This window comes from Brevundimonas diminuta 3F5N (genome assembly GCF_900163625.1).
GTDB classification, from domain to species: domain Bacteria; phylum Pseudomonadota; class Alphaproteobacteria; order Caulobacterales; family Caulobacteraceae; genus Brevundimonas; species Brevundimonas diminuta_A.
In genome coordinates this window covers 1-16,246 of sequence record NZ_FUIE01000039.1, presented here as the reverse complement: position 1 = coordinate 16,246, position 16,246 = coordinate 1, and the positions used below count along the sequence as shown (strand labels likewise).

17 protein-coding genes and 1 riboswitch are annotated in these 16,246 nt (G+C 67.7%); of the genes, 6 read left to right on the top strand and 11 right to left on the bottom strand.

Annotated elements, in window-relative coordinates; translation table 11 throughout:
• Positions 1-119: 119 nt before the first annotated feature.
• The 5 genes from FM111_RS07520 to FM111_RS07500 form a co-directional block, all read right to left on the bottom strand.
• Positions 120-404 (bottom strand): hypothetical protein, encoded by a 285-nt coding sequence (locus FM111_RS07520; RefSeq protein WP_087140353.1) that lies wholly within the window; start codon positions 402-404, stop codon positions 120-122.
• A 139-nt stretch (positions 405-543) separates the two neighbouring features.
• Positions 544-861: a hypothetical protein gene (locus FM111_RS07515; RefSeq protein WP_087140352.1), complete on the bottom strand. Its 318-nt coding sequence runs from the start codon at positions 859-861 to the stop codon at positions 544-546.
• Positions 862-952: 91 nt separating this feature from the next.
• Complete coding sequence (gene motA / locus FM111_RS07510) at positions 953-1,822, bottom strand: flagellar motor stator protein MotA (RefSeq protein WP_087140351.1); 870 nt, start codon at positions 1,820-1,822, stop codon at positions 953-955.
• A gap of 292 nt (positions 1,823-2,114) precedes the next feature.
• Complete coding sequence (locus tag FM111_RS07505) at positions 2,115-3,914, bottom strand: long-chain-acyl-CoA synthetase (RefSeq protein WP_087140350.1); 1,800 nt, start codon at positions 3,912-3,914, stop codon at positions 2,115-2,117.
• A gap of 257 nt (positions 3,915-4,171) precedes the next feature.
• A complete protein-coding gene (locus FM111_RS07500; protein WP_087140349.1) occupies positions 4,172-5,500 on the bottom strand; it encodes a PQQ-dependent sugar dehydrogenase in 1,329 nt (442 codons plus the stop codon).
• A gap of 118 nt (positions 5,501-5,618) precedes the next feature.
• On the opposite strand from FM111_RS07500, the gene FM111_RS07495 reads away from it, so the two are divergent.
• The 4 genes from FM111_RS07495 (at position 5,619) to FM111_RS07480 (ending at position 8,868) form a co-directional block, all read left to right on the top strand.
• Positions 5,619-5,957 (top strand): DUF2218 domain-containing protein, encoded by a 339-nt coding sequence (locus FM111_RS07495; RefSeq protein ID WP_087140348.1) that lies wholly within the window; start codon positions 5,619-5,621, stop codon positions 5,955-5,957.
• Between the two features lie 84 nt (positions 5,958-6,041).
• Complete coding sequence (locus tag FM111_RS07490) at positions 6,042-6,977, top strand: ABC transporter ATP-binding protein (protein WP_087140347.1); 936 nt, start codon at positions 6,042-6,044, stop codon at positions 6,975-6,977.
• Entirely contained in the window at positions 6,977-7,744 is a 768-nt protein-coding gene (locus FM111_RS07485; protein WP_087140346.1) for an ABC transporter permease, read from the top strand. The genes FM111_RS07490 and FM111_RS07485 overlap by 1 nt, the downstream gene beginning before the upstream one ends.
• 92 nt (positions 7,745-7,836) lie before the next feature.
• Entirely contained in the window at positions 7,837-8,868 is a 1,032-nt protein-coding gene (locus FM111_RS07480) for a hypothetical protein (protein ID WP_087140345.1), read from the top strand.
• On the opposite strand, the gene FM111_RS07475 is transcribed toward FM111_RS07480, so the two are convergent.
• The 3 genes from FM111_RS07475 to FM111_RS07465 are packed head-to-tail and all read right to left on the bottom strand — an operon-like array spanning position 8,869 to position 10,624.
• Positions 8,869-9,414 (bottom strand): hypothetical protein, encoded by a 546-nt coding sequence (locus tag FM111_RS07475; RefSeq protein ID WP_087140344.1) that lies wholly within the window; start codon positions 9,412-9,414, stop codon positions 8,869-8,871.
• A gap of 27 nt (positions 9,415-9,441) precedes the next feature.
• On the bottom strand, positions 9,442-9,819 hold the full coding sequence (locus FM111_RS07470) for a hypothetical protein (protein WP_087140343.1): 378 nt from the start codon (positions 9,817-9,819) through the stop codon (positions 9,442-9,444).
• Positions 9,820-9,865: 46 nt separating this feature from the next.
• Positions 9,866-10,624: a ribonuclease T2 family protein gene (locus FM111_RS07465; RefSeq protein ID WP_179205049.1), complete on the bottom strand. Its 759-nt coding sequence runs from the start codon at positions 10,622-10,624 to the stop codon at positions 9,866-9,868.
• A gap of 94 nt (positions 10,625-10,718) precedes the next feature.
• Between FM111_RS07465 and FM111_RS07460 the strand changes: the two genes are divergently transcribed.
• A complete protein-coding gene (locus tag FM111_RS07460; RefSeq protein ID WP_256968140.1) occupies positions 10,719-11,003 on the top strand; it encodes a hypothetical protein in 285 nt (94 codons plus the stop codon).
• A gap of 57 nt (positions 11,004-11,060) precedes the next feature.
• On the opposite strand, the gene FM111_RS07455 is transcribed toward FM111_RS07460, so the two are convergent.
• The 3 genes from FM111_RS07455 to FM111_RS07445 form a co-directional block, all read right to left on the bottom strand.
• Positions 11,061-12,407, bottom strand: a complete 1,347-nt coding sequence (locus FM111_RS07455) for a Gfo/Idh/MocA family protein (protein WP_087140341.1) — start codon at positions 12,405-12,407, stop codon at positions 11,061-11,063.
• Between the two features lie 67 nt (positions 12,408-12,474).
• The gene (locus FM111_RS07450; protein ID WP_087140340.1) at positions 12,475-13,137 is read right to left on the bottom strand and encodes an aspartate/glutamate racemase family protein; all 663 of its coding nucleotides are present in this window, start codon (positions 13,135-13,137) and stop codon (positions 12,475-12,477) included.
• Between the two features lie 224 nt (positions 13,138-13,361).
• Positions 13,362-13,700, bottom strand: a complete 339-nt coding sequence (locus tag FM111_RS07445) for a GNAT family N-acetyltransferase (RefSeq protein ID WP_256968144.1) — start codon at positions 13,698-13,700, stop codon at positions 13,362-13,364.
• 172 nt (positions 13,701-13,872) lie between these two features.
• A riboswitch (TPP riboswitch) is annotated at positions 13,873-13,982 on the top strand.
• Positions 13,983-14,051: 69 nt separating this feature from the next.
• Between FM111_RS07445 and thiC the strand changes: the two genes are divergently transcribed.
• A complete protein-coding gene (gene thiC, locus FM111_RS07440; protein ID WP_256968139.1) occupies positions 14,052-15,959 on the top strand; it encodes a phosphomethylpyrimidine synthase ThiC in 1,908 nt (635 codons plus the stop codon).
• The last annotated feature ends 287 nt before the right edge of the window (positions 15,960-16,246 follow it).

Here is a 16,246-nt window from a genome sequence, read left to right as displayed (position 1 = left end):
GGGCCGCGTCGCCGTGTGAAAGCCGCTCTGTCTGGAAAGCGGGCATGAAAAAGGGGCCGTCCGTGAGGACGACCCCTTTCCGCATCGCGATCCGAAGACCGCGATCCAAGACGTAAGTCTTAGTGAGCGGCAGCCGGAGCAGCCGGAGCAGCGGCCGGAGCGGCAGCGGCGTCGGCAGCCGGGGCAGCGGCGTCGGCAGCCTTGACGGCTTCGCCAGCAGCTTCGCCAGCAGCGGCGGCAGCGTCGGTGGCGGCGGCGTCGGCCGTAGCAGCGGCGTCGGCAGCGGTGTCGGCGGCGGCGGTGGCGTCGGCAGCGGCGTCTTCAGCCTTGTCGGTGGCGGCGGGTTGGCAAGCGGCCAGGGCCAGAGCAGCGGCCGAAGCGGCGATCAGAGCGGTGATGCGCATAGGTTTCTTCCTTCAGAAGGTAAAAGCGAGACCATGAACCTCGCTGAGGAAGTGATAACGGCTTCGTGAGGATGAGCGCAAGCGATTTCTCACGCGTTCGTGAAGACAACTTGAGGGCGGCCGGATTCAGTCCCGAAATTCAAGGCCTGTCCGGGGGAACCGGCCGCGCCGCCGTGGGGTCCATGGGATCGGGCGGCGTCGGCTCGTTCGGGTCCGGCGGCAGGGTCGGGGGCGTGGGGGCCGGGACGGAGTCGCCTGGCGGCGGCGCCGCCGATCCGGTCGAATCGGGCGCAGGGATGGGGCTGACCGGCGGCGCGGCCGCTGCGGGGGCTGCGTCGGCGAGGGGCGCGGGCTGTTCGGGCGCCCGTTCGTTGCAGGCGGCGGCCAGCGTCAGGATCGACAGGCCGCCGAGCGCGGCCGCGAAACGGGCGGGACGGCAGGTGGGACGCACAGGCATGGGACGGCTCCAGGCGTAAGGCCGCGCACGCGGCCGTGATCCTGAGAGAACCGTCGTGAACGCTCCGTGTTCCGAAGGTCGCCGAAGGGCCCTAGGCCTCCATCGGCGCGGCGGCCAGGGCCTCTTCCATTTCGGTGAAGGACGGCTGGGCGGTCGAGGGGATGTCGCCGCGGCCGATCTCGACCGAAATCTGGGCCGCATTGCCGTGCAGGTGGGCCACCAGCACCGACTGGATGATCTTGTAGTAGGCGCCTTCCTCCTCGACGATGGCGTTCAGGCGCGAGGCGAACGGTCCGACCAGGCCATAGGCCAGGAAGACGCCCAGGAAGGTGCCGACCAGGGCGCCGCCGATCATGCCGCCCAGGACTTCCGGCGGCTCGGTGATCGAGCCCATGGTCTTGATGATGCCCAGCACGGCGGCGACGATGCCCAGGGCCGGCAGGCCGTCGGCCAGGGTCTGCAGCGCATGGGCGGGGGCCAGGGCCTCGTGGTGGTGCTTCTCCAACTGCTTCTCCATGGCGTCCTCGATCTGGTGCGGATCCTCGAGGTTCATGGTCATCATCCGCAGGGTGTCGCAGATGAAGTCGGTGGCGAAGTGGTCCTTCAGCACCTTGGGGTACTTCTGGAAGATGGCGCTCTCTGCCGGTTTTTCGATGTGGCTTTCCAGGGCGATCACGCCCTTGGATTTCATCGTCTTGGTCAACTGGAACAGCAGACTGAGCAGGTCCTTGTAGTCCTGCTTCTTCCACTTCGGCCCGGCGAAGCATTTGCCCAGGCCGCCCAGGGTGGCCTTGATCACCGGCAGGCTGTTGGAGATCAGGAAGGCCGCGATGCCCGCCCCGAAGATGGCCATCAGCTCATAGGGCAGCGAATAGAGGATCGTCGCCATCTTGCCGCCGTGCAGCAGGAAGCTGCCGAACACCATGGCGAACAGCATGATGATGCCGATGATCTGGAACATGAGGCGAGCAGACGTCCTGGAGCCGAAAGGGTCAGGACGCCGTTATCGGCGTTAATGCTTAAGGCCGCGTTTCGCGAATCCCGGTTCGGGACGAAAATGAACACAACCCTCTCCCTCCCTGTCCCGGGGAGGGTGGTCGCGCAGCGACCGGGTGGGGAGGGCCGGGCGATGCTAGCCTCGACGTTATCGTGGCTTCGACGTTATCCCGGTCTCAGCGTCTGAATAGCCTTGCCGCCCCCACCCGGCTTCGGCTTCGCCTCAGCCACCCTCCCCGGGACGGGGAGGGAGAATCTTACAGCCGCGTCGCGCCGCTCAGGATCGCTTCGCGGGCCTTGGCGGTCAGCTTCTGGTAGCCGGCCTTGCCGCCGCGCACCCAGACGGGGCCGTCGACCTTGTCGGGATCGAAGCCGTCGGCGACCAGATCGACCTTGCGATACTTGAAGGTGCCCGTGGTGTCGGCCGATTTCAGCATCCGCACGAACACCGGCCGGGCGTAGGTCGGCAGTTGCGCGTCGGCCCAGGCGGCGAAGCTGGCCGCGTCGAACTTTTCGTCCAGCACCAGGCCGACCATGCCCGCCTTGCCTTCCTGACCGGGCACCTCGACGCCATAGGCGATGACTTCCTGCACGCCCGGCGCCTCGGACAGGCGCTGCTCGACCTCGGCGGTCGAGACGTTCTCGCCCTTCCAGCGGAAGGTGTCGCCCAGGCGGTCCATGAAATAGAGGTAGCCCTGGCGGTCCTGGCGCATCAGGTCGCCGGTGCGGAACCAGCGGTCGCCCTTCTTGAGCACGTCGGTCAGGATCTTCTTCTCCGACGCCTTCTTGTCGGCATAGCCCGAGAAGTCGTGGCGGATGTCGCTGCCGATCTGGCCGATGGCCTCGCCCGTCTCGCCGCTCATCACCAGGCGGCACAGGCCGTCGGCGCCGCGCACCGGCTCGCCCGTCTCCGGGTCCAGGGCGATCAGGCGGATGTTGATCTGCGACTTCAGGAAGCCCGGCACCCGGCCGATGGCCCCCGCCTTGCCGTCGAAGTTGAACAGGGAGACGTTGCCCTCGGTCGAGCCGTAGAACTCAAGAATGTCCTTGATGCCGAAGCGGCTCTGGAACTCGGGCCAGACGTCGGGGCGCAGGCCGTTGCCGAAGGCCAGCCGCAGCTTGTGGCCCTTCTCGTCCGGGTGTTCGGGGCTGTTGACCAGATAGCGGCACAGCTCGCCGATGTAGACGAACATGGTCGCGCCCGTCGCCTTCACGTCCGGCCAGAAATGGGTGGCCGAGAAGCGTCGCCGCGTCACCATCCGCCCGCCGTTCAGCAGCACCGAGCCGACGCCGACCAGGCCCCCGGTCGAGTGATACAGCGGCAGGACGTTGAACAGGGCGTCCTTGGGCGTCGAGGCGGTGGCCCCGGCGAAGGCGCGCATATAGGTCCGCACCCGCGAATGCGGCATCCGCGCCGCCTTGGGCAGGCCGGTCGTGCCTGAGGTGAAGATGTACAGCGCCGTGTCGCGATTGGTCATGCCCTGGCGCAGCGAACGGTCGGGCCGCACCGAGGAGGCGCTGCGCACGGCGTTGTCCAGGTCGCGGCGCGCGTTGGTCTCGTTCTCTTCGCCCAGGCCATGGACCCAGATCATCAGGTTGCGATCCACCAGGCCGCGCGCGTCCTCGACCGCCTGCCAGCAGTCCTCGTCCGTCACCACGTTGAAGGCGGTCGAGATGGTCAGGCAGTGGGCCAGGGCCGCGCCGGTCAGATTGTTGTTGATCAGGGCGGTGGCCACCCCGACCTTGGAGAAGCCGAACCAGGCCGCCACGTATTCCACGCGGTTGTGCATCACCAGGGCGATGACGTCGCTGCGCTTCAGGTTCCGGCTCTTGGCCCAGTTGGCGTAGCGGTTCGCCAGGGCCTCGAACTCGCGATAGGTCAGTTTGCGGGTTTCGTCCTCGACGGCGATGTTGGGGCCGAACTTGTCGACCGCCTCCTCGATGTCGTCACAGGCCAGGACATCGCTGTCGAGCGTGATGGGCTTGATGCGCTTCAGAAGCCTGAACAGCCCGCCAGCGAACTTGATGTCACGCCGGATGTTTGCCGCCAGTCCCATGGGTGCGCCGCCTCTTCCCGATTGCCTTTGTCATGGTTGATGAACGGCGCGGGGCGGCGGGTCAACCGGCGGCGGAGACGCAGGCGGGGCCATTCGACAAAAAGGCAAGCTTTCGCGACCTTTTCAATGACGTAAGGTCAAGTCGAAAGCCGACGCAGGGTCAACCTGATCCGGGATTGATCGGCGGGTTCACGCCTGGTCGTCTACAGATGAAATCAGGCCCGCGCCCTCATGACTGATCAGGCCGCCGCCGCATCTTATCGCGCGGCGGGCGTCACGCGCCAGACCGCGTCGCCGACGTCGTCCGCCACCAGCAGGGCGCCGCGTCCATCGACCGCCACGCCGACCGGCCGCCCCATGGCCTCGCCCTTGGTGTTGCGGAAGCCGGTCAGCACGTCCTGCGGCGGCCCGTCCGGGCGCCCGTCACGGAAGGGGACGAAGATGACCTTGTATCCAGACGGCGGGTTGCGGTTCCACGAGCCGTGCTGGCCGATGATCGCCCCGTTGCGCCACTGCGGCAGCAGCGTCCCGGCGTAGAAGGTCAGGCCCAGCGACGCCGTGTGCGATCCCAGGGCGTAGTCGGGCTTGATCGCCCTGGCGACCATGTCGGGCCGGGCGGGCTGCACCCGTTCGTCGACGCTCGTGCCGTAATAGCTCCACGGCCAGCCGTAGAAGCCGCCCCGCGCGACCGAGGTCATGTAGTCGGGGACCAGATCGTCGCCCAGGGCGTCGCGCTCATTGACCGAGGTCCACAGCCGCCCGTCCTGCGGATTCCAGGCCAGGCCGACCGGGTTCCGCAGTCCCGAGGCGAAGACGCGCCGCGCGCCCGTCGCCGCGTCGATCTCCAGGATGGCGGCGCGGTCGACCTCTTCGTCCAGGCCGTTCTCGCCGATGTTGGAGTTGGAGCCGACCCCGACGTAGAGCTTCGTCCCGTCGGCCGAGGCGACCAGGCTCTTGGTCCAGTGGTGATTGCGTCCGGCGGGCAGGTCCGCGACCTTGACCGGCGCCGCGTCGATGCGCGTCTGTCCCGTCTGATAGGGGACGGCGACCACGGCGTCGGCGTTGGCGATGTACAGCCGCTCTGCGATCAGGGCCATGCCGAAGGGCGAGGTCAGCCCGCTCAGGAAGACGGTCTTGGTCTCCGCCGTTCCGTCGCCGTCGCCGTCGCGCAACAGGCTGATGCGGTCGGCGCTGGGCGTGTCGCCCGACCCGGCGCGCGACATCACCAGCCCCTCGATCCAGCCGCGCAGGCCGCCCGTCTTCTCCTTCGGCTTCGCCGGCGCCTTGGACTCGGCGACCAGCACGTCGCCGTTGGGCAGGACATAGAGCCAGCGCGGATGGTCCAGCCCTGTCGCAAAGGCGCCGACCGCCAGACCTGCGGCCGGAACCGGCGTCTGCCCCTGCGGCCAACCGACGGCGCGGGCGATCTTGACCGTGGGAACGGTCTGGGGCCGGGGCGCGGGCAGGGCGGGGGCGGCGCCGAAGCCCGCGTCGTCAGGCAGGGCGCTGCGTGTGGCGCATGCCTCCAGGGCCAGGGCCAGGCTGAGGCTCACGCTCAGAACGGGCAGGACGGAAAGACGGGACATGGCGTCGCCCTTTCATGGCGTCAGAGGGGAAACCCGCGGGAGGGTGGTCGGGTTTCTTGTGATATTGCGAACCAATCGCAATTTGTTATGGTGGCCGCCTGTTCGTGTGAGGATCGCCATGACCGCCGCTACCGTCCCCGCTGCTTTTGATGTCGCCGCCGATCAGACGGGTCCGGTGGCGACCGTCGAAGTCCTGACCGCCCACGCCAGCCGCTATATGCAGCAACTGGGCAAGCATTGGGCGCACAAGTTCGAGACCGTCGTCACGCCCGATAACGCCCGCATCGTCCTGCCTATGGGGGTGTGCAAGATGCAGGCCCTGGCCGACCGGCTGCTGGTCCGGCTGGAAGGCGATGTCGGCGACGACATGGACCGCTTCAAGGTCGTGTTCGCAGACCACCTGTCGCGCTTCGGCCACCGCGAGACCCTGGTGTTCGGCTGGCGCTCCGACGTCTGATTTTTGTCAATCTTGTCTAAACGGCGCCCTTGAGCGGGAGGGGACGTCTTCTTATCTGCCTCGCCCAAGCCGGGAGGGGCCTCCATGCCAGCCGTCATCACCATCCAGGGTCTGACCAAGACCTATAAGACGGGGCATCAGGCCCTGAAGCAGGTCGACCTGGAGATCGAGAAGGGCGAGATTTTCGCCCTGCTGGGGCCCAACGGGGCGGGCAAGACGACGATGATCTCCATCGTCTGCGGCATCGTCACGCCCTCGACCGGGACCATCACCGCCGACGGCCACGATATTCAGAGCGACTATCGCGCCGCCCGCACCAAGATCGGCTTGGTGCCGCAGGAGCTGACGACCGACGCCTTCGAGACCGTCTGGGCCACCGTCACCTTCAGCCGGGGCCTGTTCGGCAAGGCGCCGAACCCGGCCTATGTCGGACAGATCCTTCGCGACCTTTCCTTGTGGGACAAGAAGGACGCCAAGATCATGACCCTGTCCGGCGGGATGAAGCGCCGCGTCATGATCGCCAAGGCGCTGAGCCATGAGCCGGAAATCCTCTTCCTCGACGAGCCCACGGCGGGCGTCGATGTCGAGCTGCGCCGGGATATGTGGTCGCTGGTGCGTCGCCTGCGCGAGCGCGGCGTGACCATCATCCTGACCACCCACTACATCGAGGAAGCCGAGGAGATGGCCGACCGCGTCGGCGTCATCCTCAAGGGCGAACTCATCCTGGTCGAGAAGACCGCCGACCTGATGCAGAAGCTGGGCAAGAAGACCCTGACTCTTCAGCTTCAGGAGCCGCTGGCCGCCCTGCCGCCCGAACTGGCCGAATGGAACCTGGCGCTGCAATGCGACGGGGCCGAGCTGGAATACGTCTTCGATTCCAACGCCGAAAAGACCGGCGTGCCGTCCCTGATGCGCCGCCTGTCGGACCTGGGGATAGGCTTCAAGGATCTCAGCACCCGCCAGAGCTCGCTCGAGGACATCTTCGTCGGCCTGGTCCATCAGGATCGGGAGGCCGCGTGATGGCGTTCAACGGATATGGCGTCTGGGCCATCTATCGCTTCGAGATGGCCCGCGCCCTGCGCACCCTGTGGCAGTCGCTGGTGACGCCGGTCATCACCACGTCGCTCTATTTCGTCGTCTTCGGCGGCGCCATCGGCAGCCGCATGACCGAGGTGGACGGCGTCCCCTACGGCGCCTTCATCGTGCCGGGGCTGATCATGCTCAGCCTGTTCACCCAGTCGATCTTCAATGCGTCATTCGGCATCTACTTCCCGAAGTTCACAGGCACGATCTACGAGCTCCTGTCCGCGCCCGTCTCGCCGCTGGAGATCGTGCTGGCCTATGTCGGGGCGGCGGCGACCAAGTCGGCGATCCTGGGCCTGATCATCCTGGCCACGGCGGCCCTCTTCGTGCCGCTCGAAATCCTGCACCCCTTCTGGATGCTGGCCTTCCTGGTCCTGATCTCGACCACCTTCGCCCTGTTCGGCTTCATCATCGGGGTCTGGGCGCAGAATTTCGAGCAGCTTCAGTTCGTGCCCATGCTGATCGTCACGCCCCTGACCTTCCTGGGCGGCGCCTTCTATTCGATCGACATGCTGCCCGAGGGCTGGCGCACCGTCGCCCTGTTCAATCCGGTGGTCTATCTGATCTCGGGCTTCCGCTGGGCCTTCTATGGGGTGGGGGACGTCAGCGTTCAGATCAGCCTTGCGGCCACGCTGGCTTTCTTCTTCGGCTGCCTGGCGGTGGTGGGCTGGATCTTCAAGACCGGCTATCGTCTGAAGAACTGACGGTCACGAAAGCGCCGAACTCGGCGCTCACCGTCCTGGCCCTCTAACGCCTTTTCGACCTGATGCGCGCCCGGCCGGGCGCCGGAGACCGAATGTCCGACGCCGACGACAAGCCCCATACGCCTGATAATCCGGCGCCGGTAAAGCAGCCCGAACCCTTCCGCCGGGGCCAGATCACCTGGGGCCGCCCGCCTCAGGCCGCCTTCCATGTCGGGCCCCTGCCGCGCGACGAGGGCCTGGCGCGCTTGGCCGCCATGCCGCCGCACCCCAAGCCGACGCAGGCCAAGCCCGCCCAACCGCGCCCGCAGGCGGCCCAGCCCGCCGCCGCGCGTCCCGCCGCGCCCGCCGCCCGTCCGGCCGACGTTTTCGGCGGCTCCATGGTGCCCCGCCGCCGCCTCGCGCCGACCGCCGCGCCACAGCCGACCGCGCCGCAACCAGCGCCGTCCACGCCCGCCGCCGCGCTGACGCCGCGCCCCCTGCCGCAAGCCGCGCCCAGCGCGGCGCCCGCCGCGACGGCTCCGGCCGCCTCCACCATTCCGACTGCGGCTCCCGCGCCTGTCGTCCCGCCCGTAGCGCCGCCGGTCGTTGAGACGATCGCCGCGCCCCTCACGCCTGCTGCGCCCAAGCCCCGCTCGCGTTGGCCGCTCTATGCGGGCGTGGCGGCCGCCGCCGTGCTGGTTCCTGTGGCGGTGTGGTTGCTGGCGCGCTCGGGCGCGGAAGAGAAGACGTCTCCGCCCCCTGCCGTCGTCGCGGAACCGGCGATCGAGGCTCCCGTCGTCCCGCCGGAGACGCCCGCGCCGACGCCGCAGCCCGCTTCGGCCGCCGCCGAAACGCCGCCCGCCGCCGTTCCGGCCGCCCGCGCTCCGTCGCCTTCGACGCGAAGCACGACGCCTGCGCGTCCGGCGCCCGCGCCGACCCGGCCGGTCTCGACGTCTGCAGCTCAGGCTCCCGTGACCCAGCCTCCGGCGGCGACGACGCCTCCGCCTGTCGTTGTGGTGACGCCGCCGGCCGCGTCCCAGCCGGACGCCCCGGCCCAGCCCGAAGGCCCGCCGCCGACCCAGGCGCGTCCCGCCCAGAACGACCCCGACGCCCCCATCGTCACCCGGCCTCAGCGACTGGACTGATCAGCGTACGAGCGGCGGCGCCTTCTGCTCGTCCAGCGGCGGCACACGGGTGTCGCGGCGTACGCTGTCAGGCATGAAGCCGGGATCGAAGGCGCCGCGCGTCATCTCTGTGTCGATCTGAATGTATTGCGTCCCGTAAATCTGCGGCCGTCCCCTCGCCTGGAGATAGCGGTCCAGGCTCGCCGCCGCGATCCAGGCGGCGTCTTGATGACCTTGCGCCAGGGCGGCGGTCGCCAGCACATGGGCTTTCAGGATGTCGTCCGCCTCACGGCTGTGATGGAAAATAAAGGCCGCCCGATAGTAGTCGGCGCCGGATCGGATCTCGCCGCGCGCCAGCATGGACTTGGTCTCGGCCAGTCGTTCGGCGTCGGCCATGCTTTCCAACAGGTCGAGGCGGTTGTCCTGGCGCGCCTTCTGGTCGGCGTTGAACAGGGCGGTCAGAGCTCCATTGTCAGTTCGGGCCGTTGGCGGGGCGTCATCGCGACCCTGGGAACCGCAGCCGGAGAGAAGCAGCGCTGCTGCCACGAAGGGGATCAGGCGTTTCATGCCTCTCGATAAGGGGAACGGTCACGCTTAGCGCAAGGGCAGATAGCCCCGCTCCACCATCCGGCGCAGGGCGTCATAGGCCTCGGCCAACTCGTCATAGGCGGTGCGGGCGGCGGTCAGGCGCGCCACCTGGTCGGGCGTGGCCGGGGCGCCGGATTCGGCCAGGCGCACGGCCTCGGCGCCCCAGCGGACCCGTGCCTGGGCCGTCAGCACGGCCAGCTTCTGAAAAGCGCCGACGTCGACCTGGGCGAGGGCGTGGCCGATCAGTTCGCGGTTGGCGACATAGGCGGCGTAGTCGATCTGCTCCAGCAGGCCGCGCAGGCGGCGCTGCTCCTGCGGCTCCATGTCCTCGGGCTGGAAATGGTCGCTGGAACGACGGCGGGACTGGGTCAGCATGGTCGACATGACGGCCTCGGACGAAACAGCGATCCGCAGCCTGACCCTGTTCTGGTTAACCGGTCGTTTGCGCGCCGGGCTGAACGCCCTTGGGCGCCAGTCTCAGCCGCTCGCGATCGGGCGCGCCCAGGCCGCGCGGGCAACGCATCGGCCGATAGTCCTTGGAGTAGCAGAGCCGCGCCTCGCGGAACCAGCCGTCGGTGGTGGCGATGAACACCCCGTCGCGCGGGAAGCCGGGATTGGCGGCGACGAAGGCGTCGCGGATGGCGCCGGCGGTCAGGCGCTGGGCGGGAATGGCCTCCAGGTCTGGCTTGTTCAGCCCGTCCCACATCCTCGCCGCCTGCTCGAAATAGGCCTCGGGGCTGTCCCAGCCGCAGGTGCCGTGGGCCGCCCATTCGTGCTGCTGCAGGCTGGGCGAGGGGATCATGCAGAAATGTTCGCGCACGGTCTCGACCGGGATGGCCGGGCCGGGCGCGGCGCAATAGCGCGGGTGTTTATTGTCGGCGCCGTTGGGCCATAGCCCGTGCAGGGTCAGGCCGAACTGATTGTTGGCGCACTGATAGCGCTCATCCGGATAGTCCTTGCCGCTGCGGCACGCCTGGGGCGACCAGCTGACCGCCAGCATGTTGAAGGCGACCGGCACGTTGGCGGCCACCTCGTCCTGCGGAACGCGATAGGGGCGGGCGGGGCGCACATCGTCCGGCACGTCGCAGACGGCGCCCGCGACCTCGGCCCGCTCCGGCGCGCCTTCCGTCGAAACGGTGCAGGCGGCCAGCAGGACCATCAGGGCGGCGGAGGCGAAAAGGGAGCGCATGACGGTCTCGTAAACCCTGCGTGATCGGCGGCCAAGGCGGAACCGGCGCGCGGCCCCGCTCATTGAAAAGCGTAAGCATAAGAGGATGAGGCCCATGCCCGATCAAGACGCCTTTGAAGCCGCCCTGGAGGAAGCCATCGCCCTGTTCGAACAGGGTGAGAACATGAACCAGGCCCGTTTCGACGAGCTGATCGCCGAACTGGAGGCCCGCCGTCCTGACCTGGCCGCCGTGCCGGAAGGCGATCCGCGCTGCGACCGCGCCCGCGAGCTCCAGGCCCGCGCCGACGAACTGGAGCACCGCGCCGCCCAGGGCCACGGCCAGATGGACGAGGTCAACAGCCTGCTGTCGCCCCTGATGGGCAAGAAGGCGGAGAACTGATCCCGCCCTCCTGCAGTCACCCTCGGGACAAGCTCGAGGGTGGCGGGTGGCGTGGGCTCAATACGCCCCGTCGAAACCGAAGATCGGCTTGCGCTCGCGCCACGTCCCGCGCGTGAAGTCGGGGAAGTCCACCGTGCGGTTGCTCTCGGCGATCGACTGTTCCGACAGGGGCGTGATCGCGCTCCAGCTCACGGCGTCATAGATGTCGAGCGGCATCGCCGCCTTGGCCTTCAGCGCTTCGACGAAGGCATGAATGACGAAGAAGTCCATGCCGCCGTGGCCCGACCCGGCCGCCGTGTCCGCGTGAGTCTTCCACAGCGGGTGGTCGTACTGCTCGAACCAGGCCTCCTGCGCCTCCCATTGGTGCTCGGGGCTGCGGCCTTCGATGTGGACCGACTTGTTCAGGTCCATCCAGAGCCCCTTCACCCCCTGCACCCGGAAGCCCAGCGAATAGGGACGCGGCAGATTGGTGTCGTGCTGAAGCAGCAGGGTCTCACCGTTGGCGCAGCCGATCGAGGTCGTCACCACGTCGCCCAGCTTGAACTGCACCTGGGCGTTCGGATGGTCGGCCCCGCCGTTGTCGACCACATAGGCGTGCAGCCCCCGCGCCTTGGAGGCGTAGGCCGTCAGCGTCGCCATCCGGTTGCCCCGGTTCAGGTCGATCCAGTTGGCGATCGGCCCGATGCCGTGCGACGGATAAAGCTCCCCGTTGCGGTTGACCGAATGCCAGGTGCGCCAGCGCGCCTCGGACCAGCCCTTCGGCCCGAACTCGACCCCGCCGCCATAGGGCTTCTGCGGATCGCCGCTGTTGAACTTCACCGCGCGCAGATCGTGCTGATAGCCGCCCTGCAGATGGACCAGTTCGCCGAACAGTCCGGCGCGCACCATGTTCAGCACCGCCAGCACGTCGCGGCGATAACAGACGTTCTCCAGCACCATATAGGGGGTGCCGGTTCGCTCGTGCGCCTCCAGCACGTCCCAGTGGTCCTGAAGGGTGACGCCCGCCACCACCTCGCAGCCGACCGGGATTTTCGCCTCCATCGCCGCGATGGCCATGGGGGCGTGCCATTCCCACGGGGTGGCGATGATGACGGCGTCCAGCCCCGGATGGGCCAGCAGGTCGCGATAGGCTTGATCGGGCGCTCCTTCATAGGCGCGCGGCGCAGGTTTTCCGGCGGCGGCGATCATCCCCTTGGCCCGCGCGATCATCAGCGGTTCGATGTCGCACAGGGCGACGATGTCCACATCGGCCCGCTTCAGCAGGATGGACATCAGGCTCTGCGCCCTCAGCCCCGTGCCGATGATCCCGATCTGCAGCCGATCATTCCGCGCCAGGGTCGGTCCAGCCAGACCGGATGCCGCAAGCGCGGCGGACGAAGCGGCGATGAAGGCGCGGCGATCCATGACGAAGGCTCCTGCTGAACAGCGTCGCCTTCCCGCTTAGGCCAAGCTGAGCGCCTCGCCTAGCGCCTCACCGGCATGCCGCCACGCAGGCCTGGGCCAGCACCTCGGTCGAGTCGATCAGCGGGGCCTCGACGTCGCCCTGATCCAGCAGCAGCGGCACCTCGGTGCAGCCGCCGATCACCGCCTCGGCGCCCGCCGCGATCAGGGCCTTCGCCAGATCGCGCATGGCCGCGCGTTGGTCAGATCCGACGTCGCCGGCCTTGACCCCGAACACCACCTGCATGAACCGCTCGCGCTCGGCGGGGGAGGGGGCGACCATCTCCAGCCCCTCGACGCTCAGGGCTTCGGCGTAAAGCAGCGCCGCGCCCGGCGTGGCCAGCACGCCGACCCGCCGCGCCCCGGTCGCGCCTGCGGCTTTCGCCGTCTCGGCGATCATGTCGATGAAGGGCAGGCCCGCCGCTCGGATGGCGTCGGCATGGGCGTGGGCCGTGTTGCACGGCATAGCCAGCACCTGCGCGCCCGCCGTCTTCAGCGCCCGCGCCATCTCGCCCAGCGTCAGGCCCGCCGCTTCAGCCTGCGTATGGCGGTTCGGCACCTGAGGATTGATGTCGGCGATGACGCGGATGTGGTCTTCGTCGCCCCTGGCCGGAGTCAGGGCCTGCACCCGCGCCAGGAAGGCCACGGTCGCCGCCGGCCCCATGCCGCCCAGAACGCCCAGAACGCGCGCCATTTTTACGATCCTGCTGAACCGCAGCGTTTCAAGTAATCCGAGCGCCGCGAGAAAAACGATTATTGTTCGATAAAGAGCGTTAACACGCGAAAATCGGCGGAACCAACATCGCGGCCGGGGATTGAGCAATCGGACACGTCGGACGCCCCCCCAACCCCGACGAAGTCTGCGGCGGCCCGGCTTCTCAGTCGGGGGGGCGTTAAGGCCGGGCCGCCCCCTCTCCCTCAATCCAGCTTCAACACCATGTCCCAGCGATCGATGCCGGGCGCATAGCCGTCGGGCGTGACCTTCATCGTCTCGAAGCCGAAGCGGGCGTAGAAGCCCTGCGTGTGCTGGCTGGTGTTCAGGATGACGCGCGTGATCCCCGGCGTGGCGCGCGCCGCCGCGATCCGCGCCTCGGTCAGCGCCCGGCCCACGCCCTGACGGTGCAGGCTGTTGTCGACCATGCCCCAGCACAGGGCCACGCTGATCTTGTCCGGCTCAACCGCATGGCCGCCGCAGGCCACGACGCGCCCGTCGCGCTCGATCACCTGATAGGCGTGCCCGAAGGCGGTTTCCTCCAGATAGTCGACGAATCCTTCGCGCTCGCTGGCGTCGAAAAAGCGCGGCGTATTGCCGTCGAACAGGGCCAGGCAGGGCCTCTCGGTCTTCGGCGCGATAGGGGCGGGCGGTCAACATGGGCGTCTCCCTAGCACGCCGCCCCGCTTGACCCGCAGGGGAAAGCGGCTAGGGTCGCCGCGTTCTCCGGGGGGTCGCAATCGAGCGGCTGAGATTGAGGTTTCTCCTCTGACCCGTCGAACCTGATCCGGGTCATGCCGGCGAAGGGACGAGTTCACCGCTTTCGACGCCCGAAGTCCGGCGTAGGGGGCGCTCCTACCGCGCCGGCGGTCCCTCTTCTCGCAGGAGGCCGCCAAATGAATATCCACGTTTCCAACGAACAGCCGCACGAGCCGCAGGTCGACGTCGCCCTGGCCGACGCCCGCAAGCAGGTCGCCGCCGAGCACGGCACCATCCCCACCGGCCCCCGCACCGGCAGCGAGAAGGTCTATGTGGCGGGCGAGCTCTTCCCCGACATCCGCGTCCCCTTCCGCGAGGTCGCCGTCCACCCGAGCGCCAACGAGCCGCCGGTGACGATGTACGACTCCTCCGGCCCCTACACCGACCCGTCCGTGACCATCGACATCAAGAAGGGCCTGCCGCGCGTCAAATCCAGCTGGCAACTGGACCGCGGCGACATCGCCCCCGTCCTGAACCCGCGCGAGGTCAAGCCCGAGGACAACGGCCACGCCAGCGGCAAGCACCTGGCCCCCCGCTTCGACGTCTCCAACCACCGCGTGTTCAAGGGCGTCGAGGGCCGCCCCGTCACCCAGTACGAATACGCCAAGGCGGGCATCATCACGCCCGAGATGGAATACGTCGCCATTCGCGAGAACTTGCGCCGCGAACAGACCGCCCCCTGCATCCGCGACGGCGAAGACTTCGGCGCCTCGATCCCCGACTTCGTGACCCCTGAGTTCGTCCGTCAGGAGATCGCCCGCGGCCGCGCCATCATCCCGCACAACATCAACCACCCCGAAGTCGAGCCGATGATCATCGGCCGCAACTTCCTGGTGAAGATCAACGCCAACATCGGCAACTCGGCCGTCCTCTCGTCCGTCGACGACGAGGTCGACAAGCTCGTCTGGGCCACCCGCTGGGGCGCCGACAACGTCATGGACCTGTCGACCGGCCGCAACATCCACAACATCCGCGACTGGATCATCCGCAACTCGTCCGTCCCCATCGGCACCGTGCCCATCTATCAGGCGCTGGAGAAGGTGAACGGCATCGCCGAGGATCTGACCTGGGAAGTCTTCCGCGACACCCTGATCGAACAGGCGGAACAGGGCGTGGACTATTTCACCATCCACGCGGGCGTGCGCCTGCCCTTCGTGCCGATGACGGCAAAGCGCGTGACGGGCATCGTCTCGCGCGGCGGCTCCATCATGGCCAAGTGGTGCCTGTCCCACCACAAGGAGAGCTTCCTCTACGAGCATTTCGAGGACATCTGCGACATCATGCGCGCCTATGATGTCAGCTTCAGCCTGGGCGACGGCCTGCGCCCCGGCTCCATCGCCGACGCCAATGACGAGGCCCAGTTCGCCGAGCTGCGCACCCTGGGCGAACTGACCAGGATCGCCTGGGCCAAGGGCTGCCAGGTCATGATCGAAGGCCCCGGCCACGTGCCGATGCACAAGATCAAGGCCAACATGGATGAGCAGCTCAAGCACTGCCACGAGGCGCCCTTCTATACGCTTGGCCCGCTGACCACCGACATCGCCCCAGGCTACGACCACATCACGTCCGCCATCGGCGCGGCCATGATCGGCTGGTTCGGCACGGCCATGCTCTGCTACGTCACGCCCAAGGAGCACCTGGGCCTGCCCGACCGTCAGGACGTCAAGGACGGCGTCATCACCTACAAGATCGCTGCCCACGCCGCCGACCTGGCCAAGGGTCACCCCGGCGCCCGCGCCCACGACGACGCCCTCTCCAGAGCCCGCTTCGAGTTCCGCTGGGAGGACCAGTTCAACCTCTCCCTGGACCCCGAGACCGCCCGCAAATTCCACGACGAGACCCTGCCGAAGGAGGCGCACAAGACCGCCCACTTCTGCTCCATGTGCGGCCCCAAGTTCTGCAGCATGAAGATCAGCCAGGACATCCGCGACGCCGCCAAAGCCCAGAACGACGCGGGCGCCAGCCTGACGGACGCCGAGGCGGGCATGGCCGAGATGAGCGCGAAGTTCAGGGCTGGGGGCGGGGCGATTGAGGTGAAGGTGTGAACCACGGAAAACGGCGTGACCAAGCGGTCACGCCGTTTCGATCCGATAAGAATTTTTCTTTAAAATCAATGCATTGATGAGATGCAGCCAAATCGAACCAATTTTTCGATTGAACGACGGTTGACGAACATGGATTCATGTACCACCTTTGTTCCATGAGCAAAGGAAAATCGGTGATGCCTGAACCAAAGAACGAGCCGAAACGGACGCGGATCAGCCAATCCGACTCCCCTAGGCTCAGGACTCATAGCCAAAAGAGCACTGTAGCGGCGAGGGCTATGGCGGAG